The organism is Crossiella sp. NPDC003009 (assembly GCF_053591555.1).
Map to the genome: position 1 here is coordinate 208,414 of NZ_JBSFUA010000003.1, position 25,663 is coordinate 234,076.

Consider the following 25,663-nt stretch of genomic DNA (forward strand, 5'->3'; position numbering starts at 1 on the left):
GCGGCGTGCGGATCGAGATCGGTGAGCTGGACGCGCTGCGGGAGCACCGGGCAGCCGGGCGGGACCTGCGGCACACGGTGCTGGTCGGGCTGGACCTGACCGGCCAGCAGGAGAACGAGCTGCTGCGCACCAGCCTGGACGGCGCGCTGCTGCTGGGCTGCCGCCTGATGCCGACGGCCAGGGACCGCGCCGAGGCCAGCGGCGCGCTGGTGTTCCCGGACATCCCGGAGTTGCCCTACCGCGCCTACCGCTCCGCGCTGTACACGGTGGCCGAGCTGTTCGAGGGCCTGGACCCGCGCCGCCCGGAGACCTACCGGGACACCCCGGACGCCAGGGTCTACCGGCACAGCCGTTCGATCGGCGGCAGCACCGGCAACCACCCGGACCCGCTGCACGCACTGGCCGAACGCCTGCACGACCACGCCATCACCGAGGCGCTGGAAGACCTGCTGGCCGCCTGCGCGGTGCAGGGCAGGGCCAACCCAGTCGCGGTGATGGGCGGCCACGCCTTCCGCCGGGACAGCCCCGAGTACCGCCAGGCCGCCGAACTGGGCCGCGCCATCGGCCGCAGCCCCGCCGGTTTCACCGTCCTCACCGGCGGCGGCCCCGGCGCCATGGAAGCCGTCCCCCTCGGCGTCCGACTGTCCACAGTGGACGACGACCAGCTCGCCAAAGCCTTGTCGGAACTGGCCGCCGCCCCGGCCTTCCACGCCGCGGATTCGTCCACAGTGGACGATGCGACGATCGGCCGCTGGGTGCAGGCCGGCCTGTCCCTCGACCTGCCGGAACCGCAGGCGCTGCCCCGCACCATCGGCATCCCGACCTGGTTCTACGGCCACGAACCACCCAACCCGCTGTGCGAGCTGCACGCCAAGTACTTCGCCAACTCCGTCCGCGAGGACGGCCTGCTCACCGTCGCCACCGGCGGCGTGCTCTACACCCCGGGCCGCGCGGGCACCGTCCAGGAGATCTTCCAGGACCTCACCCAGAACTACTACGAGAGCGTCGGCCCCGCCGCGCCCATGGTGTTCCTGGGCAAGCGGTTCTGGACCGAGGAACTGCCAGTGGCCGACCTGGTGCACCGGCTGACCAGCGGCAGGCCGGCGGAGCGCTGGATCCTGGTCACCGACGACCCGGGCGAGGCGGTCGCGCTGCTGGAGGACTACGCGGGCACCGGCTGAGTCGTTTCGGTCGAGTCACGATACGGCCAACCGGCCTGACATCGCGCGCTCCCGCACGACGGACGGGACACCCCAGCCGAATCGAGGGACCCCGTGAAGCTCGCCGCCGCCTGCCTGCACCACGACCACAACCACCACACCGCCAGCGCCAAGCAGCACTACGGCCCCGAAAGCAGTCCGCACGCTCGTCTACCGGATGGCCAGCGACGTCGGCTGGGATCGGACCTACTGAGCCAACCCCGGCAACACTTCCGCGTTCGGCAGCTTCGCCAGCAGCGACCCCGGCACCAGCAGCTTGCTGTGCCGCACCCCGCTGCCGATCACCAGTTCCGGCGCCTCCGCCACCTCCGGCGCGAGCAGGATCGGCCAGTCCGCGGGCAGGCCGATCGGCGTGATCCCGCCATAGGCCATGCCGGTGCGGGTGACTGCCTCGTCCATCGGGGCGAAGCTGGCCTTGCGGGCGTCCAGGCGTTTGCGGACCACGCCGTTGACGTCGGCCCGGGTGGTGGCCAGGACCAGGCAGGCGGCGTAGCGGGTGACCTCGCCGCGGCGGCCGGCCACCACCACGCAGTTGGCCGAAGCGGCCAGTGGGGAGCCGTACTTGGCGCAGAAGGCTGCCGTGTCGGCCAGGTCGGGGTTGATCTCGGCCACGCCGCAGCGCTCGGCCGCCAGGGTGCGGAGCATGGTGGCCACCGGGGCGGCCAGCAGGTCGAGGCGCTCTTGGGCGGGGTGGACGGTGAGGGTGCCCGCGATGGTCCAGCCGGTCATGTCCGGCAGGCTAGCCGAGGCCGAACTCCTTGAGCGCGGCCTGGTTGAAGGCAGGCAGGTCCTTCGGGGTGCGGCTGGTGATCAGCCGCCATTCGCGGTGGTCGCAGACCTGGACCTCCCGGTCGACCCACTCGCCGCCCGCGTTGCGGATGTCGGTGGCCAGGCTGGGGAAGGAGGTCAGCACCCGGCCGTTGACCAGCTCGGCCTCGACCAGCAGCCACGGGGCGTGGCAGATCGCCGCGATGGGCTTGCCCGCGGCGGCGATGGCCTGGACGAACCGGACGGCGTCCTCGTCCATCCGCAGCTCGTCGGCGTTGGCCACCCCGCCGGGCAGCACCACGCCCGCGTAGTCGGCCGGGTTGGCGTCGCTGAGCGCTACGTCCACGGTGAACTCGTCGGCCGGGTCCAGGTGGTGGTAGGCCCGGACCGTACCCAGCTTGGTGGACAGCAGCCGCGGCACGCCGCCCGCCTCCTCGACGGCGGCCCAGGGGTCGGTCAGTTCGGCCTGTTCGATGCCCTCGCTCGCGACGAGGAACGCGATGCGCTTGTCCATGCCCAGGGGCCTACCCGGTGCCGCCGGGGTTACACCGCCCAGTCGGCCAGCAGGGCGCGCAGTTCGCGGCGGTGGGTGACCAGCGGGATGAGCGCGGGCAGCACCGCCAGCCGGGCGGCCGGGAAGGCGGCGGCCACCGACTTGGCCACGTGCTCGGGGTGCAGCGGGTCGCCGGTGGGCGAGACCACCAGCACCTTGGCGGTCACCTCGGCCAGCGCGGCCACGTCGGCCACCGGAACCTGGGGCGGCAGCTGGCGCAGCGCCGGGCGCAGGCGCAGCACCGCGGCCACCCGCTTGTCCACGTAGTCGGCGAGGTGCTGGCCGGGCGGCAGGTCCGCGGCCACCACCGCGTGCAGCAAGCCGCTGTCGCCGGTGGCCAGGGCGTGCTCGGTGGCCTCGCACAGCCGGGTCAGCGGGTCGGCGGCCTCGGCCGTGCGGGGTTCGTCGAGCACCGCGGGCAGCAGCAGGGCGAGCCGCTCGAAGCGGGCCGGGTGGCCTGCGGCGATGTGCAGCAGGGCGCTGGCGCCGAGCGAGGTGCCGATCGCGGCGGTGGCGCCGACCTCGTCGGCCACCGCGAGCACGTCGGCGGCGATGGTGTCGTAGCGGAAGTAGCCGGGCGGGGCGTCCGGGGACTCGCCGTGGCTGGGCAGGGTGAGCACCACCCTGGTGCCGGGCAGGCCGGTCGCGGGCAGCCGCGCCTCACCCGGTGTGGCGCCCAGTCCGGGAACCACCAGGGTGACCGGGCCGCCGGTGCCGTGCGCGCTCCAGCGCACGCCGTTGGCCTCGGCCGTGGCCAGTGGCGAGCTCACCACCGGGGGCCGCGCTGGGCCTCGATCACCTTCGGTCGCACGTCCACCAGGTAGACCAGGACCGCGACCAGTCCGGCCATCCAGAACAGCGAGCCCGGCCCGCCGAAGACGAACAGCGCCAGCGCGGCGGTGCCCCCGCCGGTGATGCCGAGCCAGGCCGGCTTGCTGAGCTTGTCCGCCGCGGTGAAGGCGTCCGCGCGCTGAATGAGGGCGTGCACGAACGCGAACAGACCGACCGGGATGGCGGCGAAGTAGATGATTTTCATGATCAGGATGGCTGGTTCGAGCACACCACCAGGGTACGGCGAAGCACCGCCGGGGCGGAGCCACCTGGAGACGAAAACCACCGCCGGCCAGTTCGGGGCTGGTCGGCGGTGGCAGCTTCGGCGAGATCCAGCCTGGTCAGCTGGTGGTCTTGCGGGCACCGGTGGTGGTGCCACCGGTGGTCTTGCGAGCACCGGTGCTGGTCTTGGCGGCCGGCTTGCGGGCGGTGGCGGCCTTGGTGGCGGCGGCCACGTCCGCGCCGGCCTCCTCGACCTTGACCGCGACGTCCTCGATCTTCTCCGCGACCTTCTCGGCGGCCTCGGCGGTCTTCTCGCCGGCGGCGCGGGTCCGGCGGGTGACCTTGCCGAGCACGTCGTCGGCCAGCTCGCGAACCTCGGCCGCGGCCTCCTCGACCCGGTGCTGGGCGGTCTGCACCTGCGGGTTGGCGCGCAGCTTGTCCAGGGTGGCCTCGCCGCGCTCGGCCAGGTAGCCGTAGAGCTGCTGGACGGCCTGGGTGTAGGCGTCCACGATCTTGCGGAACTCGGCCGGGTCCAGCTTGCTGCGCAGCTCGCCCAGGTCGGCGGGCAGGTCGTTCACGGCGGTGGTGGCCTTCTCGGCGCGCTCGCCGACGGTCTCGCGGGCCTTGGTCAGCGCGTCCACCACGGCCTTGGCGGCCAGGTCACCGGCGCCGAGGGCGGCCAGCAGCGGGGTGCGGGCCTGCTCGATGGCGGCGTTGAACACGGTGGCGGCCTGCTCGGTGGCCTTGCGGACGTCTTCAGCGGTGGGCAGTGCGGGCATTACTGGATCACTCCTCGGTGGGTGAATCGGCTGGCGGGGTCGCGGCGGCGTTCTCCCGCCGGAACGACTCGTAGACGTCGAGCAGCACCTGCTTCTGCCGCTCGTTCAGGTCTGGGTCGGCGAGCACGGCGTCGATGACGGGCCCGCCAGGGCGCTCCTGCAGGATTCCGGCCTGGACGTAGAGCGCCTCGGCGGAGATCCGCAGCCCCTTGGCGATCTGCTGCAGGATCTCGGCGCTCGGCTTGCGCAGCCCGCGCTCGATCTGGCTGAGGTACGGGTTGGACACACCGGCGAGCTTGGCCAGCTGGCGCAACGAGATCTGCGCGGTCGCCCGCTGGGTGCGGATGTAGTCACCGATATCACGGCCGAGATCAGCGACCACCTGGTTGACCGACTTGCTGTGGTCTTCCGTCATGGGGTCACCTCCTCTCGCCTGTCTCCGACCGTACGCAAGAGTGCTAGCTCCTGCAAGCGCTCTGCTAACAGATCCGCGGTGGGCTCGCACACACCCGATCGGGCCAGCGCCTACCGTGGTCCGGTGCGCGTCCTACTGCTCATCTCCGCCGGTGGCGTGCTCGGCGCGCTGGCCAGGCATGCCGTCGGCACGGCCTTCCCAGGCCCGTGGCCGACGGTCGGCGTGAACCTGCTCGGCTGCTTGCTGATCGGCCTGCTGATCAGCCGCACCGGCCCGGAGTCGACCTTGCGCCCGTTCCTCGGCACCGGGGTGCTGGGCGGGTTCACCACCTTCTCCGCCTACGCCGTGGACGTGGTCCGGCTGACCAACGAGGGCCGCGCCGCCGAGGCCGCCGCCTACCTCGCGGTCACCCTGCTCGGCGCGCTCGCCGCGGTCTGGGCCGGCCGAGCGCTCGGCGCGGCGCGGTGAACGCGCTGCTGGTGGCGCTGGGCGCGGCCGTGGGCGCACCGCTGCGCTACCTGGTCACCGAGTGGGCGCGGCGGCGCTTCCCCGGCCTGCCCTGGGGCACCTTCGCGGTGAACACCGCGGGCTCCCTGCTGCTCGGCCTGCTCGCCGGGGCCGCGGTGGCCAGCCCGGCGATGGCGCTGCTGGGCACCGGCTTCTGCGGCGCGCTGACCACCTACTCCACCTTCGCGCTGGAGACCAGCCAGCTGCCCAAGGGCAAGGCCGCGCTCAACGCGGCGGGCAGCGTGGTCGCCGGAGTTCTGGCCGCCGCCACCGGCTTCCTGCTCGGTACCCTGGGCTGGTGATCTGCCCGAAGTGCCAGGACATCATGCAGACCGTGGACCGCACCGGTGTGCACATCGACGTCTGCCAGGACTGCAAGGGCATCTTCCTGGACCGCGGTGAGCTGGAACGCCTGGTCGACGCGGCGCTGATCTACCGCCAGGCCGCCGAGGCCCGCGAACGCGAGGCGGCCGCCACCGCGAGCACCGGCGCCAACCCGGTCACCAGCGAGCAACCGGTATCCGCCCAGCCGCCGCCCTACCAGCCGGAACCCGGCTACGCCCCGCCGCCACCGGCCTACCAGCAGCCGGGCTACCCCGCGCCGCCGATGCCGCCGGGCTACGGCCAGCCCGCGCCCTACGGCCACGACCCGTACGCGCACGACCCGTACCACCGGCGACGCAAGAAGAAGGACATCCTCTCCGAGCTGTTCGACCTGTAGCGCCTGCTCAGACCAGCTCGTCGGCGATCTTGGCGATCAGCGCCACCGAGTCCTTCTGGCTCATCGCGGCCATGGTCAGGTGGTCCATGGCCAGCTTGTACCGGCGCACGTCGGCCGCCTTCTTCATGCCCTGCCAGCCGGCCGAGTTCTCCAGGAACACCACCGGCGGGTCCACCGGGTCCGGGAACTCCAGCAGCGCGACGTTGTCCCCGATCAGCGGGTGCGCGCCGGCCGCGTTGGGCAGCACCTGCACGGTCACGTTGGCCCGGTAGGCCAGGTGCAACAGGTGCCGCAGCTGCTGGCGCATGGCATCGGCGGGCACCACCAACCTGCGCAGCGCGGACTCCTCCACCACCGCCCACAGGGTGAGCGGGTTGATCCCGGTCAGCCGCTCCTGCCTGGCCAGCCGCAGCGCCAGGCTGCTCTCCACGTCGGTGCGCTCCACCGGGGACCAGGCGTTGAGCAGCTCGTAGGCGTACTCCTTGGTCTGCAACAGACCCGGGACCAGGCCGCTGCTGAAGGTGCGCAGCGAGCTGGCCGCGGCCTCCAGGCCGAGGAAGGTGTCGAAGCCGGGCGGCACCGCGCCGGTGCCGTAGGACTGCCACCAGCCCTTCTGCTTGGAGTCCTTGGCCAGGCCCAGCAGGATCTCGATCTTGTCGTCGGCCGCGCCGTAGAGCTCGGCCATGGCCCGGACCTCCAGGGTCCGCACCGGCACCCGGCCCGTCTCGATCTTGGAAATCTTGCCCTGGGAGCAGTCCAGCGCCTCGGCGACCTGGACGTGGGTGAGCCCCGCTGCCTCGCGGAGCTGTCGTAGTTCGGTGCCGAGTCGGCGGCGCCCCACGGTCGGGCTTTGCACCTGGGCCACGCGTTCGCTCCCCTGTTCGGCTCTACTGCTCGCGGCAGTGTCGCGCGATCGGGGACCAACCCTCAACAGGGCTCACCGTAGGTCACGAAAACGACCCGCATTCGGCCCATCGCCGCAGCGAATATTCTCATCTAGCGTCAAGACCGGCCGGGCGGTGCGCGCGCCCGCACCGCCCGGCCGCCTGGAATATGTGTCGCTCAGAAGCGCCAGTCCACACTGCCGAGCAAGCTGCCGCCGCTGGCCAGCACGCAGAACCGGATGATCCGGCCGAGCAGCGCGGCGGGCAGCAGCACCCGCAGCGGCAGCCGGCCTGCCCCGGCCACCACGACCAGGATCGTGTACGGCGGGATGCCCACCGAGGCGCTGAGCAGCACCACGAAGAGGCTCCACCACGGCCGGTGCGCGCAGGTGTCCTGGAAGTGCCGGAACCAGGTGGCGAACCGGCCTTTGGAGGTGCCCAGCCTGCGGGTCACCCAGGGCATGTTGATCACTCCGCGCGCGGCGTAGTAGTGCACCATCTTGCCCAGCACATGCCCTGCGCCGGTCACCACACCGGCCGCGAGCCAGTGCAGGTCCGGCCGGGCCGCGGACAGCCCGACCAGGTACAGCTCGACGCTGAAGACCGGCAGGATGCCACTGCCGACCGCCGCGCCGAACAGGCTCAGCAGCGGCCAGCTCACTCGAAGCGCAGGCCGCTCGGGCGGACCGCGGAACGCAGGGCCGGCAGGGTGGACAGGGTCACCAGCACGATCAGCGCGGCGCCCGCGCCCAGAATCATCGCCACGTCTCCCCAGTTCACCACAAGCTCGAGCAGGATCGAACCGCTGCTGGTCATGACGCCCAGCACCAGCACGGCCAGGCCGATGCCGATCGGGGGCGCCAGCGCCAGGCCGATCGCGGTGGGCACCGCGTTCTGCCACAGCGTCGCCCAGCCCAGGGTACGGCGTGGCACGCCGCTGGCGGCCAGCACCGAGTACTGCCGCCTGCGCTCCTGCAGCTGGTCCACCGCGGCCACCACCAGGCTCAGCAGCGCCAGCAGCACCACCACCGCGGTGCCGGCCAGCACCCCGCCGCGCACGCTGTCGAACGCGGCCACCTCCCGCGTGGGCGTGTCGTAGGCGCGCACGGACAGGTCCACCCGGCCGGTGGCGGCCAGCACCCGGTCCTGCAGGTCGGGCTCTGGCGGGCCCTTCACCCAGATGTAGTTGGCCTGCGCCGCGTCCAGCCGGGGGTCGGTGCCGGTGGCCACCAGCACGGAACCCAGGTTGCCCAGCCAGGGGCTGCCGGTGCGGACCTGCTGCACCGGCGGCACGGTCCAGTTGAAGGGCCGGTCGGCGCCGGAGGGGCGCAGCCGCACCACCTGTCCCTGCTGGAACTCCGGCCGCCAGCTGCTCACCTGGTAGAGCCTGCCCGGCTGGCAGCCGGCCACCCCGAACAGCTGCTGGATGGTCGGGCAGTCCGCGACCTGGAGGGTGCGGTTGTCCTCGGCGTAGAGCGAGCGCAGCGCCCCGGCGTGCACCACGCCCGGCACCCGGCCCGCCGCGTCCAGCACCCGCGCCTCGTCGGTCCGGTTGTCCGGCCCGCCGCCGGTGACCAGCATGACCTCGCCGGAGCGGCTGCCGCGGTAGCCCTCCGCGCTGACCTCGGTGTGCGCGATGGTGCTCAGCAGCACCTGCAACGCGATCGCGCCGATCAGCACGGTGACCACGCCGGCCACCACCCGGGTGGTGGCGTACTCGAAGCGCAGCCGCCGCACCGCGAGCAGCGCGGGCACCCACCGCGGCCGCCAGCGGTCGGCCAGCCGCTCCACCAGCCAGGGCAGCACCGCGGCGGCGCCGGCCAGCACCAGCGCGATGCCCGTGGAGAGCAGCGTGCCGCGCCAGTCGTCCTCGCGGGCATAGCGCCGTAGCGGGATGTTGGCCGCGAGCACCAGCACGCCGAGCCCGGCCAGGGCCAGCCGCCAGCGCAGCCTGCGCGGCGGCGGATCGGCCTTGCGGACCACGCCCAGCGGCCCGATCTCCAGTCGCCGCAACGCAATCAGCGCAGCGGCCACCGCGGTGGCGGGCACCCCGAGCAGCAGCAGCACGGTGATCGGCGCGCTGGGCACCAGGTCACCGGGGTAGAAGCCGACCTGCTCGATCTGCACCACCGCGGCCAGCGAGCGCACCAGCAGGAACAGCCCCGCGCCCACGCCGAGGCCGAGCAGCGCGGCGGCCAGCGACTCACCGGCCGCGATCCGCCTGGCCTGCCCGGGATCGGCGCCGACCAGCCGGATCGAGGCCAGCCGCTGCTCCCTGGCCCCGGCGCCGATCTGGGTGGCGACCAGCACGAACACCCCGATCGGCACCAGCAGCGCGGCCGCGGCCGCGGTGAGCAGCAGCTGGAACAGCTCCGGCAGCGCCGTCGACTGGGGGGCGCTGCCGATCCGCAGCACCGGCAGGGCCCGGCCCCGCTGGTCCTCGGGCAGCCCGGCGTAGAAGTACAGCTCGCCCGGCCTGGCCAGGCCGGCCTCGCCGATGTGGCCGGCGATCGTGGCGGGCAGCCGCGCGCGCAGCAGCTCGTTGCCCGGCTCGGCGAGCAGCCGGTCCAGCGCGGGCGAGACGATGACCTCGCCCGGCCCCGGCAGCCGGTCCAGCCCCGGTGGCAGCTTGGGCACGCCACCGCTGACCGGGGCCAGCTCGACGCCCTGGATGTAGGTGCTGCGCCAGACCTGACCGGCCTGCCTGGCCAGCAGGTGGGTCGGCTCCGCCCCGCCCGCACGGGCCGGATCGCCGGTCTCCAGCTGGCGGGCGGCCGTCCGGTCAGCCTTGGCCTCCTGCGCGGGGCCGACCGAGGCGGCCAGCAGCAGCACCATGACGCCGAGGCCGATGCCGACCGCGGAGAGCATCAGCCTGGCCCAGGCGGCGCGGCCGCCGGTGAGCGCGAGCCTGGTGCCGAGCAGCAGCTCGCTCAGCCACTGCCCGATCCGGACCTCGTCCGCCGACGACCGCTGCGTCATGCTCGTGCTCATTCCGCTCGTAGGCCCTCCGGCCGCATGGCTCGCAGCACCGACGGTAGCGTCAGCAGGCTCACCGCGAGCGCTGCCAGCAGCGCCGCGCCAGCGGACACCCCGACCGAGGTCCAGTCCAGCAGCAGCGGCCGCCGCACGGTGCGCAGCAGCAGCGCGCCGAGCCCGATCCCGGCCCCGCTGGAGACGACCACGGCCAGCAGCACCGGCACCGCGTTCTGCCACAGCACCGACCCGGCCAGGGTGCGCCTGGGCACCCCGTTGGCGGAGAGCACGGCCAGCGGCCGCCGCCGTTCCCGCACCTGCTCGAAGCCGATCACCAGCAGGCTGGCCGCGGCCAGCAGCAGCGCGACCAGCACGCCGGCCAGCACACCGCGGCGCACGGTGGCGTAGCTCTGCGCGCGCTCCCGGTTGTAGGAGTCGTCGCGGTAGGCCGGGTACACCGAGGCCCGCCAGCCCATCGGCCCGAGCAGGTTGCGCACGTGCTCGGCGGCGTCCGGCTGGGCCGGGTCGACCTTCAGCTGGGCCTGCAGGTACAGCTGCTTGGCCACCTCGGGCGGCAGGGTGCCCACGGCCACCAGGATCCCGTCGCCGACGCCGTACTCGGCCACGTCGCGGGCGGCGACCGGGGTGAGGTTGGCAGGCACCGTCCAGTCCGGCTGCCACGCGAGGCGGGCGGCCGCCGAATCGGTGCGCAGCATCAGCTGCTGACCGGGCTTGGGCTGCGGGGCGGGCGTGGCGGAACCGGACGCGGAGCTCTGCTGCTGCCGGGGCTGGACCAGCCAGGCCCGGCCGGGCCGGCAGTCGCTGATCTCGGCGTGCCTGGCCAGCTCGGCGCAGTCGGCCATGGTCACCGAGAAGTACTCGTCCTTGCCCGCACCGCGCGCGGTCACGCTCGCGGTGCCGGTGACCGAGAGCAGGCCAGGGGTCCGGCGCAGCTCGGTGAGCAGGGCCAGCGGGTCCGCCAGCCCGGAACGCGCGCCCACCGTCAGCTTGGTCGCATCGGCGGGCTGTTCCGGCGGGTACTCCCGTTCGGTGGTCATCAGCACGGTCTGCAACGCGATGCCGCCCGCCAGCACCACCGCGAGCCCGCCGATCACCCTGGCCGAGGTGCCGCTGTCCAGCTGCATCCGGCGCACCGCCAGCTGCCAGGCCGGATGACCGCCGCTGCCGCGCGCGACCAGCTTCTCCACCACCCACGGCAGCAGCATCGGGATGCTCAGCAACAGCAGCACCACGCCGGCCGCGATCATCGTCATGGACCAGTCGGAGAAGCCGCGGCCGGTGGCGAGGTGGCCGGTCTGGGTGGCCAGCAGCGCGAAGCCGAGCACCAGCGGGACCAGCCGCCAGATCAGCCTGCGCCGGACCGGCTTCGCCTGCCGGACCGAGCCGAGCGGGTCGACCAGGGTGTTACGCAGGGTGGCCATGGACACCGCGACCGCGAGCACCGGCACGCCGAGCACGATCAGCGCGGCCAGCCACGGCGAGGGCCGCACGTCCACCGCGAACACGCTGACGCCGAAGACTTCCACCAGTTCCACCAGCTGCCTGCCGAGCAGGAACAGCAGCCAGCCGAGCAGCACGCCGAGCACCGCGCCGATCAGCGTCTCGCCCGCGGCCACCCGCCTGGTCTGCACCGCGTCCGCGCCGACCAGCCGCAGCGCGGCCAGCCTGCGGTCGCGGGCGGCGGCGGCCAGCCGGGTGCTGGTGCCGATGAACACCACCACCGGGATCAGCATGGTGGTGGCCCCGACCAGCACCAGCAGCGCCAGCAGCGGCTCCAGCGGCCGCGGTTGCGGCGTCTCGCCGAAGGCGTACAGGGTCCGCACGTCGCTGGCCCAGGTGAGGTCGTTGGCGCCGGCGTAGAAGAACAGCTCGTGCGGCCCGACCAGGCCCTCGTCCGCGATCAGCCGCCGGGGCCCGTCGAACCGGGGCCGCAGCAGCTCGCCCTCGGCCGAGCTCAGCAGCCGGTCCAGTGCGGGCGAGACCACGAACTCGCCCAGCCCGGGCAGCGTGCTGACCCCCGGCGGCAGCGGCGGGGTGGCGCCCAGCGGCTGGACCAGGACGCCCTGGACGGTCTGCCCGCGGAACTCGGTGCTGGTCCTGGTGGCCAGCAGCGGATCCTTGCCGGGCACCGGTTTCTGTTGCTGCTGGCTGACCGTGCGGTCGTACCGGCGCGCGTCGTGGTCTTCCTTGATGTTGAAGAAGGAGGCCGCGAGCAGCAGCACGGCCACGCCGATGCCGATGCCGACGGCGGTGAGGGTGAGCCTCGCCCAGGAGTTCCGGCTGCCCCCGACGGCCAGCCGGATGCCCAGGGCGAGGTCGTCAACCCAGCGGCGGACCGCGGTCCGCTTGTCCATCTCGCCTGTACCCCTCACGCGGCACTTCCAAACCTGTTCCGGCGCAACGGGATCAGCCCACCAGCTCGACGTCGCGGGTCCGGCCGTCGCGCACCACGACCTCGCGGTCGGAGTAGGCGGCCACCCTGGCCTCGTGCGTCACCAGCACCACCGCGGCCCCGGTGTCCTTGGCCGCGGTGACCAGCAGCCGCATCACTCGTTCACCGTTGAGCGAGTCCAGCGCGCCGGTCGGCTCGTCGGCGAAGATCACCCGGGGACCGGTGACCAGCGCGCGGGCCACCGCGACCCGCTGGCCCTGGCCGCCGGAGGTCTCGCCGGGCCGCTTGTTCCGCACGTCGGCGACCTCCAGCCGCTCCAGCCAGTCGGTCGCCTTGGCCTCGGCCTCCTTGCGCTTGATCCCGCCCAGTCGCAGCGGCAGCGCCACGTTCTCCACCGCGGTCAGCTCCGGCACCAGCTGGCCGAACTGGAAGACGAAGCCGAACTCGGTGCGCCGCAGCGCGCTGCGCTCGGACTCGCCCATGGCCGACATCTCCCGGCCGCGGTAGGTCACCCGGCCCGAGTCCGGCACCAGGATCCCGGCCAGGCAGTGCAGCAGGGTGGACTTGCCGGAACCGGAGGGCCCCATCACGGCGACCACCTCACCGGGGCTGACCTGCATGCCGGCCCCGTCCAGGGCTGGGGTCGGGCCGAAGGTCTTGTGCAGGTCGAATCCGGCCAGCAGCGGCCCGTTCACGTTGGTCATGCCCCGACTTCCTTCGCGAGCTGGTGCAGGCGGGCCGCGGTGAGCTCCAGCCACCGCAGGTCGGCCTCCAAGTGGAACAGCGCGTGGTCGCAGATCAGCTGGTCGGCGAGGTCACCGGCGCTCTTGCGCTGGGTCAGCTCGCGCATCAGCCGCAGGTGCTCGGCGCGCTGGGTGTCCAGCAGGTCGGTGGCGCTGCGGCCGGAGAGCAGGGCCAGCACGACCTTGGTGTAGAGCGTGTTCTGCAGGTACGGCTCTGGTTTCTCCGGCGTGGCCAGCCAGGTGCCGACATCGGTGATGCCGGCGCCGGTGATCGCGTACCGCTTGCGCTCGGGACCCTCGCCCTGCTCGACGCCCTCGACCTGGACCAGGCCGTTGCGGAGCAGGCGGGACAGCGTCGAGTAGACCTGCCCGTAGTGCAGCGGGCGGTCCTGCCCAAAGCGCTCGTCATAGGCGCGTTTGAGGTCGTAGCCGTGCCGAGGACCGCCTTCCAGCAGCCCGAGCAGGGTATGGCCGATTGACATGGCGGCGACTCTACATGGCAGGTATACACCCGGTCTATACATGGCCCGAATAGGACATTCGGGCCAGCATGCAACCCGCCGCCCGGGCGTGCGCGTATCAGCGGCGAGAGGAGGTCGCGCGTGCGACGGAAGATCATCGGCCTGACCCTGGCGATCGGCCTGACCGGCGCCCTGCTCGGCGTGCTGGGCACCACCGGGGTCTGGCAGGACGCGGCCGAGTGGGCAGGCCTGGACGCGGCGGCCACCACCACCAGCCGGACCAGCCCGCCGCCCGTGCAGACCTCGGTGGAGGTGGTGACCGTGCCGGACAACCCGGCCCAGCCGCCGAACAGCCCAGGTCCGCAGCCGGAACCCAAGCTGGACAAGAACGGCAAGCCGATCTGCGCGGTGGACCCGAGCTACTTCGACAAGAAGGTCGACGGGCTCAAGGACGCGGCCGAGCAGGCGTGGAAGCGGGCCAGGCAGGCGGCCTGGGAGGCCGGGCTGACCCTGTGCGTGCACGACGGCAAGCGCAGCACCGCCGCCCAGCAGGCCGAGTTCGACGCCGCGCTGGCCCTGCACGGCAGCGTGGCCAAGGCCCGGCAGTACGTGCTACCACCGGAGAAATCTCTGCATGTGAAAGGACTCGCGGTGGACGTGCAGCCCCGAGCCTCGGCAGCATGGTTGGAGCGGACCAAGGGCGAGTTCGGCTGGTGCAGGCGCTACGCCAACGAGCCCTGGCACTTCGAGTACTCCGCCGGCTACCAGAGCGGCGGCTGCCCTGAGCTGCTGCCGCACCCGTGAGCTGCCGTCGGCGTGGTCGCCCCCCGACATGCCAGCGGCATGGCTGGACCGCCCGGACTTCGCGCCGGGCGGTCCGGTCCTTTAGTCGGTGACCAGGCAGAACGGGTGCCCGGCCGGATCCGCGTAGACCCGGAAGCCGTCCTTCGACGTGCCCTGCACCTCGCCAAGGGCCACCGCCCCGCAGGCCAGCGTGCGCTCGTGCTCGGCGTCCAGGTCGGCCACCCGGAGGTCCAGGTGCAGCATCTGCGGCCGGGGGCCGGTGGGCCAGGTCGGCGGCTGGAAGTCGGGGGCCAGCTGGAAGGCCAGCCGCACTCCGTCCGGGCCGTGCAGCTTCAGGAAGTCCTCCCGCCCGGTGATCTTGTCCCAGCCGAGCAGCCTGCCGTAGAACTCGGCCAGCTCCCTGGGGTTCGGGCAGTCGAACACGGTCGACTCCACGCTGATGCCAGCGGCCATTCCTGATCTCCCCTTCCTAGAACAACAGCTGGGACAGGGTGTGGATGCCCAGTCCGGCCAGCGCGCCAACCACCGTGCCGTTGATCCGGATGAACTGCAGGTCCCTGCCCACCTGGAGCTCGACCTTGCGCGCGGTCTGCTCGCCGTCCCAGCGCTCCACCGTGTCGGTGATCAGTGTGACGATCTCGGCCTGGTAGTTGGTCACCAGGTAGACCGCCGCGCCCTCCAGCCAGCCGTCCACCTTGGCCCGCAGCGCCGCGTCCTCGCCCAGCTTGCGGCCCAGCGTGCGCAGGCCGTCGCGGACCCGGACCCGGAACTCGCTGGAGGGGTCCTCGGCCGCGTTGAGGATCATCTTCTTCGCGGTGCCCCAGGCGGAGCCGACCAGGTTCTGCACGTCCGGGTGCTCCACCACCTGCTGTTTGACCGCCTCGGCGCGGGCCATGGTGTCCGGGTCGTGCTGCAGGTCGTCGGCGAACTCGCCGAGGAACTTGTCCAGGGACAGCCGGACCGGGTGGGCGGGCTCGGTCTTGACCGCCCAGGCGAAGGCCAGCAGCTCGTTGTAGACCTTGTCCGCGACCAGGCCCTCGACGAACTTGGGCGACCAGGACGGGGCCCGGTCGGAGACCAGGGACTTGAGGGTCTGCTCGTTGGTCAGCACGTAGTCGTAGGCGCGGTCGAAGAGCAGGTCGACCAGCTTGTGGTGGGCGCCGTCGGTGAAGGTCTGGCCGAGCAGCTTGCCCAGCGGCGGCCCCCACGGCCGGTCCACCACCTTCCGCAGCACGGCTTGCTCCAGCACCGCCTGCACGTCCTCGTCACGCAGCACGGTGACCGCGCCGCGCACCGCGGTGGCCAGCTCCTCGGTGACCCGCTCGGCGTGGCCGGGCGCGGCCAGCCACTGGCCGAGCCGCCCGGCGATGCCGACCCGGCTCAGCTTGTCCCGCACCACCTCGGTGGAGAGGAAGTTGGCCCCGACGAAGTCGCCCAGGCTGGTGCCCAGCTCGTTCTTGCGGGTCGGGATGATCGCGGTGTGCGGGATGGGCAGCCCGAGCGGCCGCCGGAACAACGCGGTGACCGCGAACCAGTCCGCGAACGCGCCGACCATGCCCGCCTCGGCCGCGGCCCGCACAAATCCCACCCAGGCCGGCGCGCCGGACGACTCCTGCCAGCGCGCGAACAGGTAGATGACCACCGCTCCGAGCAGGAACGAGGTGGCCACGGCCTTCATCTTGCGCAGCTCGGCCCGCTTGACGCGTTCGGCTGGTGTCAGCTCTTGCACACCTCCGATTGTGGCTCAGCCCGGTGAAGTTGCAGGATCACTCCCGTGACCATTCCCGCTCTCGTCTCCCGGCTCCAGCCGTTCACCTCGACGATCTTCGCCGAGATGACGGCGTTGGCGCAGCGCACCGGCGCGGTCAACCTGGGTCAGGGCTTCCCCGACACCGACGGCCCCGCCTCGATGCTCGCCGCCGCCCAGCAGGCGATCGGGGACGGGATCAACCAGTACCCGCCCGGTCCAGGCCGCCCCGAGCTGCGCGCCGCGATCGCCGAGCACCGCGCGGGCCAGTACGGCCAGGAGTTCGACCCGGACACCCAGATCCTGGTCACCGTCGGCGCCACGGAGGCCATCGCGGCCAGCCTGATCGCCCTGGTCGAACCGGGCGACGAGGTCATCCTGATCGAGCCCTACTACGACTCCTACGCCGCCTCGGTCGCGATGGCCGGCGGCGTGCGCCGCGCGGTGGCCCTGCGCCCCGACCCGGAAACCGGCCGCTTCACCCTGGACATCGAGGCCCTGCGCGCCGCCGCGGGCCCCAGGACCAAGGCCCTGCTGCTCAACACCCCGCACAACCCCACCGGCACCGTGCTGACCGACGCCGAGCTGGCCGAGATCGCCGACCTGGCCCAGCGGCACGACTTCCTGGTGATCTCCGACGAGGTCTACGAACACCTGCTCTACGACGGCCGCGCGCACCGCCCCATCGGCACCCTGCCCGGCATGGCCGAGCGCACCCTGACCATCTCCAGCTGCGGCAAGACCTTCAACGCCACCGGCTGGAAGATCGGCTGGGTCTGTGGCAGGCCGGACCTGATCGCCGCGGTCCGCGCCGCCAAGCAGTTCATCACCTTCGTCGCGGGCGCCCCCTTCCAGCCCGCCGTCGCGCACGCCCTGCGCACCGAGCTCCCGTGGGTGGAAAACCTCCGCCAGGACCTGCAACGCAAGCGCGACCGCCTGGCCGGGGGCCTGTCCGACGCGGGCTTCAAGGTCCTGCCCAGCGAAGGCACCTACTTCATCTGCACCGACGTCCGCCCCCTCGGCTTCGACGACGGCGCCACCCTCTGCCGCGAGCTTCCCGAGCGCATCGGCGTGGCCGCCATCCCGGTCCAGGTCTTCTGCGACGACCCGGCCACCGCCCGCCACCTGGTCCGCTTCGCCTACTGCAAACGCGACGAGGTCCTCGACGAAGCCCTGCTCCGCCTGGCCAAACTGACCCCCTGACCCACGCAGACGAACCCCCGGTGCCCGTGCACCCGCTGCACCACGGCCAACGCGGCCGCCGGGGGTTCCACCCGCAGCCGCCGGTGCAGCTCCAGCATCAGCGCCCCGGTCCCGGCATCAGCCACCTCCAGCACACTCGCCACCACCACCCCGCGCCCCCGCCGCAACGCCCGCCCAGCCCCGCACGCGGACAACACCACCGGCCCACCCGCCAGCCCCAGTAACTCGGCCACCCGCAACCGCCCATCGGCCAGCTCCAGCCCCGCGCCCTGCTGACGACCGTGCGCGGCCACGTGCACCAGCCCGGCCTCCGCCACGGCGCGCAAGGTCCGCGCCACGGTCGCCCTGGACCCGGTGAGCAAGCGGCCCCCGAGCTCCCGGTGCAGCTCCCGCACCTCCGCCTCGGCCCCCGGCAACCCCGGCCCCGCCACCCACAACGGCGCACCCGAACGCTCCGGCCCGGCCACCCCCGGTGAGGGCTCCCGTCCCCACCCCGGCGGCAGCACCCGAACCTCCCGCCCAGCCAGCGAGGGCAGCCCGTTCCACGGCACCCCGAGCAGTTCTCCCGGCACCAGCACCACCACCGGCCCGGAACCCAGCTCCGGCAACAACAACCGCTCCAGCCGGGCCAGGGACCCACTGCCCAGGCGCACCCCGGCCAGCTCCCACTCGACCTCGCCCAGCCCGGCCATCCGCCGCACCCGGCCCGCGCTCCCGACCCAGACCTCTCCCCGGTGCACGAAGTACTCCAGCGTCCCCGACGCCCCATCGCCCCGGCACCGCCGAGCCCAGCGCAGCGCCGCCCCGGCATCGCCGCTGGCCAACGCGGCTGCCAGCCCGATCTCGGCCAGCTCCGGATCCCACCCGGCCCGCAGCCCCCTCCGGCACACGGCCAACACCTCGCCCGCACCGGCCAGCTCCACCCGCGCCCGCCACCGCCCCGCGCCGCGCACCTGGCCAAGCAGCTTGCGGCCCAAGGCTTCCCGCCCGCCCCGCCGAGCGGCCCGCCCCGCGACCAGCCGCAGCTCCTCGGCGTCCTCGGGCCATCCGGCCCGCGCGCACAGCGCGGCCACCCGTCCCGCCGCTGACCACCGCGCAGGTGTGCTCCCCGCCGCCAACGCCGCCCGCAGCGCCAGCGCCCTGGCCAGCGCCGCCCACCCGGGCCGCCGCTGCCGCCGGAACAACTCAACCGCGGCAAGCGCCTCAGCCTCGGCAGCCCGAAAGTCCTTGTCTCGCAACGCACACCGCGCCAACGCCACCTTCGCCTCAGCCAGCTTCCGCCCCTTACCCGCCGCCGCAAGCAGCGCCACCGCCTTCCGCAGCACCGGCAACGCCTCCGCCGGTTCGAGCGCCTCGGCCCGGTCGAGCAACATCTCCGGATGCCGCAGCGGATCCGCGCCCGCCCGTTCGGCGGCGTCGAACAACCGAAGCGCCGCAACGGAATCCCCCGCCCGCAGGGCCGCGAACCCCTGGTTGTGCACGCACACCGCGGCCCGCTCGGTCAACCCGAGCACGGCCAGAACCCGTTCCGCCGCAGCGAAATCCGCCCGGCCACGAGCCGCCTGCCCTCGGTAGCAGGCGTCCGCGCCGCGCACGATGAGCGCGTTGGCCAGCCACCGTGGCGCTTCACCCAGCCCGGCCACCGCTGCGGTCAGCTCCGTCTCCGCCGGTTCCCGCAACGCGAACAGCGCTGCCCCGCGCAGGCACCGGGCCTTGGCCAGCTCGATCCCGCGCAGTCCGACCGCCCGGTCCAGCTCGGCCAGTGCCGCCCTCGGCCGTCCCCGGTCGACCGCGAGCCAAGCCCTGGCCAGCCGCACCGACGCGGTCAGCTCGGTCAGCCCGGCCCGTTCCGCCGCGGCCAAGGCCAGGCGGGCGTGCCGAGCGGCCGGAGTGGGTTCGCCCAGTTCCACGTGCGCGAGGCAGGCCGCCAGCCGCAGGGTCACCAACTCGGCGCCTCTGGCCGTCGGCAGACCGGCTGCGGCCTGGCGCAGCACCAGCTCGGGCTCGGTCGCGGCCCGGTCGACCAGGCTCACCACGTCAGCCACTCCCCGACCAGGAGGGCCTCCCCGTGCACGCGCAGGCTCAGCGGGCCGTGCGGCACGCCCTCGAAGGTGAACCGGCCAGCCGGGTCGATGTCGGCGAACCTGGAGCCGTCCGGGGTGCGGGCCTCGATCGTGCCCGCGGTGCCGGTGATCACGCCGGTGAGCGGGTCGCCGAGCTCCACCCGGACCGTGACGCCGTAGGCGGACAACACGATCAGGTCCGCACCGGCGCGCATGCCCTGCTCGACCTCGCGCAGCCGGGGGCCGTGGACCGGCGGCAGGTTCCCGGCGGCCCTGGCCGCGGCGAGGACCGCGGGGGGCAGTGGGTCGGTGGCGGAGACCGTCTCGGTGAGTTCGGCGAAGAGGTCGTCGTCGGTCATCCCGCTGCTCCCAGCTCGCCGACCAGGCGGCGGCGCAAGGCGGCCAGGCACCGGCCTCTGGTGGGGCCGATGCTGCCCAGTGGCATGGCCAGCAGTTCGGCGATGCGGGTGTACGGCAGGTCGGGGGCGTAGGCGGCGATCCAGAGCAACTGCCTGCAGCGCAAGGGCATTCGGGCGAAAGCTCGCCAGAGTCTGCCCGCGCGGTCGCCTTGGACGACCAGGTCCGCCGGGTCCGGGGCGCGGAAGCGGTCCAGGTGTGCCACGCGGCCAAGGGTGTCCAGGTCGAGGGGGTGTTCGCGGTGGCGGGCGGCCAGGGTGCGCAGGGACTCGCGGCGGGCGGTGGTGACCAGCCAGGCCTGGACGCGGTCCGGGGCGGTCAGCTCGTGGCGGTGTTCGGCCAGTTTCAGCCAGGTGGTCTGGCTGACGTCGGCGGCTTCCTGGTCGTCCAGGCGGTGCGAGCGGGCCACCGCCCACACCAGTCTGGCGTAGCGGTTGATGAGGTCCTGCCATTCCGGGTCCATCGGCTCTCCCCTGCGTCGGCGGCTCGGCAGGCACTTGGAAGCCGCGGGGGCGGTCCTGGATCCGTCAGCCGCCCAAAGGCGTTACCGCGGTCACTCGCCCGAATGACAATTGCCCTCGGTGACTGGGCACCGGCCCACCAGCTCGGGAGACCGCTTCCCTACCTGGCGTTATCGACGCAGGGTGATCGTTTCGCGCACGTCTGGAGCAACACGACCCACCTCCGGGTGGAAACCCGCCAGTACGCTCGCGCATACCGGCAAACGGGCCAACCATGGTTGACACACCTGGGAAGAGATCTGTCTTTCCTTCAGTCGTCCGGTGATCGGTAGGTGGTGGTGACGGTGACCAGCGCCGGGGCGGTGCGCAGCCGGGGAGAGAGGCTGCGCGTCGTTGCCGTCCGGCTGGCCATTGCCAGCGGCCTGGCTGCGGCCGCCTGGCTGGCCGGAGCTGTCGCCGCCCATGCCGACGAGTCACCGGCCCGCGCAGACGTTCTGAGCCCGTCGACCGTTTCGGAAGTCCAGGAGCCGGCCAAGACGGATGCCGTCGCGCGGGCCGGTGGCCTCGGCGCACGCATCACCGAGCGGGTCACCGCCCGGCTGGGCCGTCCCGACACCGCGCTCCGCGGCACCGCTACCCCGATGACCAGCGAGGACGAGGCTGACGCCGCTGGTGGCGGCATGGTCACCGTCGGCTCGGACGAGGTGCGGCCGCTGCCCGAAGAGGACGGTCCGGCTCCGGCGCCGACCAGGCCGACCCGCACCGCGAAGTCCGCCGAGGGGTCGGTCAGCGCGGTCCGCCCGCCGCGGCAGGCCCCGCCGCCACCGCCGCCGGTCCAGGAGCCCGCGCCGGTTGAGCCAGTCGCCGAGCCGGTGGTGGAGACGCCGCCGGCCGCGCCCGTGCTGAGCTCCCGCCCGATGGTCACGGTCCGCACGGTCGAGCCCAAGGCCGCCGAGCCGCCCGCCGGCAGCAGGACCAAGCACGACGACGTGCCCGACCTGCCCATGCCTGATCCCCGCAAGCCTGCCCCCAGCGCGCCGTCCTCGGCCTCGCTGGGCGGCACGGCTTCCGACAACGGTGGTGCCCGTGGCGCCACCGCCCTGGTCACCGCCCCGCTTCCGCAGCTGCCGAAGCCGAGCCTGGTGACCGTCGAGCACCCGCGCAACGCGGGCTCGCCGAGCAACACCCCGGGCCTGCCGCCCACCTCGCCCGACTGACTGAGTCGGTAACACGCCACCGGTGTGCGCACAGCCAGTGACGGCTTGCGCCATCCGAGCGGCATTCCTGGCGCGGCCTTTTCGCCGCACCTGCGTTGAGCAGGGACAACCACCCGCGTGAAGCAGTGATCGGCGTTTCGTCGCCGCGGTTGCCGGACTTTCCGAGCAACGCCGACGAAGGAAGCCAGCGTCCTGTGGACACGCCCCCGATCTCCCAACCGGCCGACCGCGCCCGGCCGTGTTGGGTGCGCAGCCCCGGTACCGCGTTGCCCCCGCGGTACCGGGGCTCCTTTATTTTCCCAGGTCAGGTCACTGCCAGCAGGTCATCCGTCGCGCCGGTGAGGGTCGCGGCGGCGCGGGCCAGCCGGTTCGCCGCCTCGGTGAGCACCTCGGGTTCCTGGGCGAAGGACAGTCGCAGCCACCGCTCCAGACCGCCGTTGACCCCGAAGCGGGGGCCTGGCACCAGGTGCAGGCCGTGGTTGATCGCGGCGGCGGCCAGCCGGGTGCTGATCGGTCCGTCCAGCTCGCACCACAGGCTCAGCCCACCGGCCGGCCGGTGGACCGTCCAGGTGGGCAGCCGGGCACGCAGCGCGTCCACCAGGACGTCGCGCGCGGTGGCGAAGTGGGCCCGTCTGCGGGCCAGCAGCGGCTCGGGGTCGGTGAGCAGCTCGGTGAGCACCAGCTGGTCCAGCACCGAGGAGCCGAGGTCGATGGAGGCGCGCACCCCGGCCAGCTGCCGGATCAGCTCCACCGGTCCGCGCAGCCAGCCAAGGCGCAGCCCGCCCCAGAGCATCTTGGACGCCGAGCCCGCGGTGAGCACCAGCCCTTCGGCGAAGGCGGCCAGCGGCGGCGGGCCGTCCAGCGGGTCGCCGTCCAGGTCCAGCTCGGCCAGGGTCTCGTCCACCAGCGCCAGCGTCCTGGTCCGGCGCAGCGCGGCGGCCAGCTGCTCCCGGCCCTGCGCGGACAGGCGCAGGCCGGTCGGGTTCTGGAAGTCCGGGATCAGGTAGGCCAGCCGGGGCGCGACCTGGCGCAGGGTGGCCTCGATGCCGGGCAGGTCCCAGCCGTCCGGGGCCATCGCCACCGGCACTGGCTGGGCGTGCGCGGCCCGGATGCCGTCCACCGCGTTCGGGTAGGTCGGGTTCTCCAGCAGCACCCGCTGGCCGGGCATGACCAGCAGGCGCAGCGCCAGCGCCAGCGCGTGCTGCGCGCCCGAGGTGATCATGACCTGGTCCGGCCCGGTGGGCAGGCCGCGCCGGGTGTAGCGCTCGGCGATGCGTTCCCGCAGCGCCGGCAGCCCCATCGGGGCGTAGCCGGGGCCGCTCAGGTACTCGGGCAGGCGCAGCCGGGCCGCGTCCACCGCGGCGGCCAGCTCGGCAGGCGCGACCGGGGTGGCCTGCGCCAGGTTGATCGTCTCGTCCTCCGGCAGCGAGGTGAACCCCTGCGGCCCGAACTCCTTGCCGGGCAGGGTGATCCAGGAGCCCGCGCCGCGGCGGCTGGCGATCAGGTCCTGTTCGCGCAGCCGGTCCAGCATCGCGGTGACCGTGGTTCGGCTGAGGTTGAGCGCCTGGGCCAGCTCCCGTTCCGCGGGCAGCCGGGTGCCAGCGGGCAGCCGGCCCTCCAGCACCAGCAGCCGCAGCGCGGCGGCCAGGTCGGCGGACTGGGCCCGGTTCGGCCCGTCGCGCCAGCAGCCGAGCAGGTCGGCGAGGTGCGGCGCGGAGATCCGGCCACCGGTGGGCAGTGCCTGGCTCATGTGGGCCAATTTTTCCACTTTGGCCCTCGAAGTAAAGGCCAATCCCGGCAGAGGATGGCCGCATGGCCTCCCCGACGATCCCCCTGCACCCGCTGCCCGTGGCGGACCGGCCGCTGCGCCGGCTCAGCCAGCTGCTGGCCGGGCTGCTGCTCTACGGCGCGAGCATGGCGCTGATGATCAGGGCCGGGCTCGGCCTGGACCCGTGGGATGTCCTGCACGAGGGCCTGACCAGGCACATCCCGGTCAGCTTCGGCACCGTCACGGCGATCACCGGGGTGATCGTGCTGCTGGGCTGGATCCCGCTGCGGCAGCGGCCGGGCATCGGCACGGTGGCCAACGTGGTGCTGATCGCGGTCGCGGTGGACGCCTCGCTGTACCTGCTGCCCGCGCCTTCGGCCTGGTGGCTGCGCGCGGTGTTCCTGGTCTCCGCGATCGTGCTGAACGGCCTGGCCACCGCCGCCTACATCGGCGCCCGGCTCGGGCCGGGGCCCAGGGACGGGCTGATGACCGGGCTGTGCGCGCGCACCGGCTGGTCGATCCGCCTGGTGCGCACCGGGATCGAGATCACCGTGCTGGCGGTGGGTTTCCTGCTCGGCGGCACGATCGGCATCGGCACCCTGCTGTACGCGATCACCATTGGTCCACTTGCCCAGTTCTTTGTGCCGTTCGTGGCGCTGCGTACTCCGGCTGAGTGGAAAACCGAGCGGTAGCAGGCTTTTCCGGGTTTTCGCATTAGGGTCCCGGACGTGCCGGCGATCGAAATGGCTGAACGAGCAGGGGTCCAGCTGACCGGCGGGTCCGCCGAGAGCGAGGACCGCATCGTGGTCCTGCCGAACGCGGTGGTGCTGCTGGACGGCGCGACCCAGCTGGAACCTGGGCGCCACACCGGCGGCTGGTACGCCGAGCGCCTCGGCGACCGGCTGCGCCGTGAGCTGACCGCGCAGCCCGACATCGACCTGGCCGAGCTGCTGGCCGCCTGCATCAGCCAGGTGGCCGCCGACCACGGCCTGGAGCCGGGCAAGGCCCCGTCCAGCACGGTGGCGCTGCTGCGCTGGGACGACGAGCGGGTGGACGCCCTGGTGCTGGCGGACAGCCCGGTGGTGGCCTTCACCGTCGGCGACGTGCACGTGCTCTCCGACACCCGGCTGGCGAACCTGGCCGTCCCGCGCCGCACCGGCTACCGGGACCAGCTCCGCGAGGGCGCGGGTTTCTCCACCGACCACGCGGACGCGCTGCGCGCCTCGGCGGCCGAGGTGGGCCAGTGGCGCAACCGCCAGGGCGGCTTCTGGGTGGCCGAGGCCGACCCGGACGCGGCCAAGCAGGCCATGCGGGCGAGCTGGATGCGGGACCAGGTGCAGGCGATCGTGATGGCCAGCGACGGCGTCTCCTGCGGCGTGGACGACTACGGCGTGTTCGCCGACTGGACCGCGCTCTACGACCAGGCGGTGCAGGACGGCCTGCACACGGTGCTGGACGCGGTGCGCAAGGCCGAGGAGTCCGACCCGGACGGCCGCAAGTGGCCGCGCCCGAAGCGGCACGACGACCAGAGCCTGGTCGTGGTGCACTTCGACGACGACTGGTTCCCCCGCTTCTGAGCACCTACGCTCCCAGCATGCCGCCGGAGCCCCAGCCGGACCCGTTCGCCACCGCCCTGCGCGCGGCGATCGCCGGCCGCGGCCTCGGTCTGCACCGCATCCGTGAACGCCTGCGCACCAGGGGCGTCACCATCTCCGCGGCCACCCTCAGCTACTGGCAGTCCGGCCGTAGCCGCCCAGAACGCCACGAGTCCTTGACGGCCCTGCACCACCTGGAGGAGGTCCTGGAAGTCCCCCAGGGCTCCCTGACCACCCTGCTGGGCCCACCCCGCCCCCGCGGCCCGCACCGGATCACCGACCCGCCGGACATCGACGCCTTCTGGCCGGTCCCCACCGAGGTGGCCGAAGCCCTCACCGAGATCAACACCAGCTGGGACACCCGCCTGACCCGCCTCAGCCAGCACGACACCATCCACATCGGCCCGCACCGGGAGGAACTGGTCTCCGTCTCCCGCCAGGTCCTCAGGGCCAACGCCGACGGCCCCGACCGCTGGGTGGTCATCCTGCACCTGGACGAGCACGACCACCCCCTCCCCGAGGTCCGCCCCCTGCGCCACTGCACCCTGGGCCGCACCTCCGCGCACCCCCGAACCGGCCTGCTGACCGCCGAGCTCCTCTTCCCCAAACCCTTGCGCCGCAACGAAACCATCATCACCGAACACGAGCTCCGCAACCACGCCCCACACCCCACCGCCACCAACTACGAACGCAAGTTCCGCCTCCCCGTCCGCGAGTACGTCCTCGAAGTCCGCTTCGACCCCACCTGCCCCCCAGCCACCATCACTCGCAGAACAACAACCCAGACAACCACCCAAGAGGACCAAGTCCACCTGGACGAGCTCACCTCAATCCACGGCGTGGCAACGGATTTCGGCCCAGGAACATACGGCTTCCACTGGACCTGGCCGTAAAAAAC

Annotated in this window: 28 protein-coding genes; 10 read left to right on the plus strand and 18 right to left on the minus strand. The window is 73.1% G+C overall.

Going from position 1 to position 25,663, the window contains the following annotated elements:
* The first annotated feature begins 5 nt into the window (after positions 1-5).
* Complete coding sequence (locus tag ACWDY5_RS05025; protein ID WP_449721004.1) at positions 6-1,181, plus strand: LOG family protein; 1,176 nt, start codon at positions 6-8, stop codon at positions 1,179-1,181.
* Positions 1,182-1,406: 225 nt separating this feature from the next.
* On the opposite strand, the gene ACWDY5_RS05030 is transcribed toward ACWDY5_RS05025, so the two are convergent.
* From ACWDY5_RS05030 to ACWDY5_RS05055, 6 genes are all read right to left on the minus strand, one after another.
* Complete coding sequence (locus tag ACWDY5_RS05030) at positions 1,407-1,949, minus strand: YbaK/EbsC family protein (protein WP_449721005.1); 543 nt, start codon at positions 1,947-1,949, stop codon at positions 1,407-1,409.
* Positions 1,950-1,959: 10 nt separating this feature from the next.
* Complete coding sequence (locus tag ACWDY5_RS05035) at positions 1,960-2,502, minus strand: type 1 glutamine amidotransferase domain-containing protein (RefSeq protein ID WP_449721006.1); 543 nt, start codon at positions 2,500-2,502, stop codon at positions 1,960-1,962.
* A gap of 29 nt (positions 2,503-2,531) precedes the next feature.
* A complete protein-coding gene (locus tag ACWDY5_RS05040) occupies positions 2,532-3,311 on the minus strand; it encodes an alpha/beta fold hydrolase (RefSeq protein WP_449721007.1) in 780 nt (259 codons plus the stop codon).
* Entirely contained in the window at positions 3,308-3,577 is a 270-nt protein-coding gene (locus tag ACWDY5_RS05045) for a DUF2516 family protein (protein ID WP_449721171.1), read from the minus strand. Before ACWDY5_RS05045 ends, ACWDY5_RS05040 begins: the two co-directional genes overlap by 4 nt.
* 136 nt (positions 3,578-3,713) lie before the next feature.
* Positions 3,714-4,373 (minus strand): hypothetical protein, encoded by a 660-nt coding sequence (locus ACWDY5_RS05050; protein ID WP_449721008.1) that lies wholly within the window; start codon positions 4,371-4,373, stop codon positions 3,714-3,716.
* Positions 4,374-4,380: 7 nt separating this feature from the next.
* Positions 4,381-4,788, minus strand: coding sequence for a helix-turn-helix domain-containing protein (locus ACWDY5_RS05055; RefSeq protein ID WP_283661956.1), 408 nt, complete (start codon positions 4,786-4,788; stop codon positions 4,381-4,383).
* A gap of 123 nt (positions 4,789-4,911) precedes the next feature.
* Here ACWDY5_RS05055 and ACWDY5_RS05060 point away from each other — a divergent pair, with 123 nt between their 5' ends.
* From ACWDY5_RS05060 to ACWDY5_RS05070, 3 genes are read left to right on the plus strand one after another with little or no spacing between them, the layout of a single operon-like run.
* On the plus strand, positions 4,912-5,256 hold the full coding sequence (locus ACWDY5_RS05060) for a fluoride efflux transporter FluC (protein ID WP_449721009.1): 345 nt from the start codon (positions 4,912-4,914) through the stop codon (positions 5,254-5,256).
* On the plus strand, positions 5,253-5,597 hold the full coding sequence (locus tag ACWDY5_RS05065; protein ID WP_449721010.1) for a fluoride efflux transporter FluC: 345 nt from the start codon (positions 5,253-5,255) through the stop codon (positions 5,595-5,597). The genes ACWDY5_RS05060 and ACWDY5_RS05065 overlap by 4 nt, the downstream gene beginning before the upstream one ends.
* Entirely contained in the window at positions 5,594-6,016 is a 423-nt protein-coding gene (locus ACWDY5_RS05070) for a TFIIB-type zinc ribbon-containing protein (protein ID WP_449721011.1), read from the plus strand. The genes ACWDY5_RS05065 and ACWDY5_RS05070 overlap by 4 nt, the downstream gene beginning before the upstream one ends.
* A 7-nt stretch (positions 6,017-6,023) precedes the next feature.
* On the opposite strand, the gene ACWDY5_RS05075 is transcribed toward ACWDY5_RS05070, so the two are convergent.
* From ACWDY5_RS05075 to ACWDY5_RS05100, 6 genes are all read right to left on the minus strand, one after another.
* Positions 6,024-6,881 carry a helix-turn-helix domain-containing protein gene (locus tag ACWDY5_RS05075; protein WP_449721012.1) on the minus strand — a complete coding sequence of 286 codons (858 nt, stop codon included), beginning with the start codon at positions 6,879-6,881 and terminating at the stop codon, positions 6,024-6,026.
* A gap of 197 nt (positions 6,882-7,078) precedes the next feature.
* A complete protein-coding gene (locus ACWDY5_RS05080) occupies positions 7,079-7,561 on the minus strand; it encodes a VTT domain-containing protein (protein WP_449721013.1) in 483 nt (160 codons plus the stop codon).
* Positions 7,558-9,879: an FtsX-like permease family protein gene (locus tag ACWDY5_RS05085; RefSeq protein WP_449721014.1), complete on the minus strand. Its 2,322-nt coding sequence runs from the start codon at positions 9,877-9,879 to the stop codon at positions 7,558-7,560. Before ACWDY5_RS05085 ends, ACWDY5_RS05080 begins: the two co-directional genes overlap by 4 nt.
* A gap of 8 nt (positions 9,880-9,887) precedes the next feature.
* Positions 9,888-12,248 (minus strand): FtsX-like permease family protein, encoded by a 2,361-nt coding sequence (locus ACWDY5_RS05090; protein WP_449721015.1) that lies wholly within the window; start codon positions 12,246-12,248, stop codon positions 9,888-9,890.
* A 52-nt stretch (positions 12,249-12,300) separates the two neighbouring features.
* A complete protein-coding gene (locus ACWDY5_RS05095; protein ID WP_449721016.1) occupies positions 12,301-12,990 on the minus strand; it encodes an ABC transporter ATP-binding protein in 690 nt (229 codons plus the stop codon).
* Positions 12,987-13,511: a PadR family transcriptional regulator gene (locus tag ACWDY5_RS05100; protein WP_252483446.1), complete on the minus strand. Its 525-nt coding sequence runs from the start codon at positions 13,509-13,511 to the stop codon at positions 12,987-12,989. Before ACWDY5_RS05100 ends, ACWDY5_RS05095 begins: the two co-directional genes overlap by 4 nt.
* Before the next feature lie 120 nt (positions 13,512-13,631).
* Between ACWDY5_RS05100 and ACWDY5_RS05105 the strand changes: the two genes are divergently transcribed.
* On the plus strand, positions 13,632-14,294 hold the full coding sequence (locus tag ACWDY5_RS05105) for a D-alanyl-D-alanine carboxypeptidase family protein (protein WP_449721017.1): 663 nt from the start codon (positions 13,632-13,634) through the stop codon (positions 14,292-14,294).
* 81 nt (positions 14,295-14,375) lie between these two features.
* Here the strand turns inward: ACWDY5_RS05105 and ACWDY5_RS05110 are convergent, their stop codons facing one another.
* Both ACWDY5_RS05110 and ACWDY5_RS05115 read right to left on the minus strand, forming a co-directional pair.
* Positions 14,376-14,747, minus strand: a complete 372-nt coding sequence (locus tag ACWDY5_RS05110) for a VOC family protein (protein WP_449721018.1) — start codon at positions 14,745-14,747, stop codon at positions 14,376-14,378.
* A 16-nt stretch (positions 14,748-14,763) separates the two neighbouring features.
* Complete coding sequence (locus ACWDY5_RS05115; protein WP_449721019.1) at positions 14,764-16,023, minus strand: DUF445 domain-containing protein; 1,260 nt, start codon at positions 16,021-16,023, stop codon at positions 14,764-14,766.
* A 45-nt stretch (positions 16,024-16,068) separates the two neighbouring features.
* Here ACWDY5_RS05115 and ACWDY5_RS05120 point away from each other — a divergent pair, with 45 nt between their 5' ends.
* Complete coding sequence (locus ACWDY5_RS05120) at positions 16,069-17,244, plus strand: pyridoxal phosphate-dependent aminotransferase (protein ID WP_449721020.1); 1,176 nt, start codon at positions 16,069-16,071, stop codon at positions 17,242-17,244.
* Here ACWDY5_RS05120 and ACWDY5_RS05125 read toward each other — a convergent pair.
* The 3 genes from ACWDY5_RS05125 to ACWDY5_RS05135 are packed head-to-tail and all read right to left on the minus strand — an operon-like array spanning position 17,181 to position 20,187.
* On the minus strand, positions 17,181-19,289 hold the full coding sequence (locus tag ACWDY5_RS05125) for a CHAT domain-containing protein (protein WP_449721021.1): 2,109 nt from the start codon (positions 19,287-19,289) through the stop codon (positions 17,181-17,183). The two genes, ACWDY5_RS05120 and ACWDY5_RS05125, sit on opposite strands and share 64 nt — an antisense overlap.
* Positions 19,274-19,666: a hypothetical protein gene (locus tag ACWDY5_RS05130; RefSeq protein ID WP_449721022.1), complete on the minus strand. Its 393-nt coding sequence runs from the start codon at positions 19,664-19,666 to the stop codon at positions 19,274-19,276. The genes ACWDY5_RS05125 and ACWDY5_RS05130 overlap by 16 nt, the downstream gene beginning before the upstream one ends.
* Entirely contained in the window at positions 19,663-20,187 is a 525-nt protein-coding gene (locus ACWDY5_RS05135) for an RNA polymerase sigma factor (protein ID WP_252483452.1), read from the minus strand. The genes ACWDY5_RS05130 and ACWDY5_RS05135 overlap by 4 nt, the downstream gene beginning before the upstream one ends.
* 342 nt (positions 20,188-20,529) lie before the next feature.
* Between ACWDY5_RS05135 and ACWDY5_RS05140 the strand changes: the two genes are divergently transcribed.
* Entirely contained in the window at positions 20,530-21,402 is an 873-nt protein-coding gene (locus tag ACWDY5_RS05140; protein ID WP_449721023.1) for a hypothetical protein, read from the plus strand.
* A 304-nt stretch (positions 21,403-21,706) separates the two neighbouring features.
* Here ACWDY5_RS05140 and yczR read toward each other — a convergent pair whose 3' ends face one another.
* A complete protein-coding gene (gene yczR, locus ACWDY5_RS05145; protein WP_449721024.1) occupies positions 21,707-23,152 on the minus strand; it encodes a MocR-like transcription factor YczR in 1,446 nt (481 codons plus the stop codon).
* 62 nt (positions 23,153-23,214) lie between these two features.
* On the opposite strand from yczR, the gene yczE reads away from it, so the two are divergent.
* The 3 genes from yczE to ACWDY5_RS05160 are packed head-to-tail and all read left to right on the plus strand — an operon-like array spanning position 23,215 to position 25,658.
* Positions 23,215-23,862: a membrane protein YczE gene (gene yczE / locus ACWDY5_RS05150; RefSeq protein ID WP_252483455.1), complete on the plus strand. Its 648-nt coding sequence runs from the start codon at positions 23,215-23,217 to the stop codon at positions 23,860-23,862.
* Between the two features lie 36 nt (positions 23,863-23,898).
* Positions 23,899-24,747 carry a protein phosphatase 2C domain-containing protein gene (locus ACWDY5_RS05155; protein ID WP_449721025.1) on the plus strand — a complete coding sequence of 283 codons (849 nt, stop codon included), beginning with the start codon at positions 23,899-23,901 and terminating at the stop codon, positions 24,745-24,747.
* 17 nt (positions 24,748-24,764) lie between these two features.
* Positions 24,765-25,658, plus strand: a complete 894-nt coding sequence (locus ACWDY5_RS05160; RefSeq protein ID WP_449721026.1) for a helix-turn-helix domain-containing protein — start codon at positions 24,765-24,767, stop codon at positions 25,656-25,658.
* Positions 25,659-25,663 lie beyond the last annotated feature (5 nt).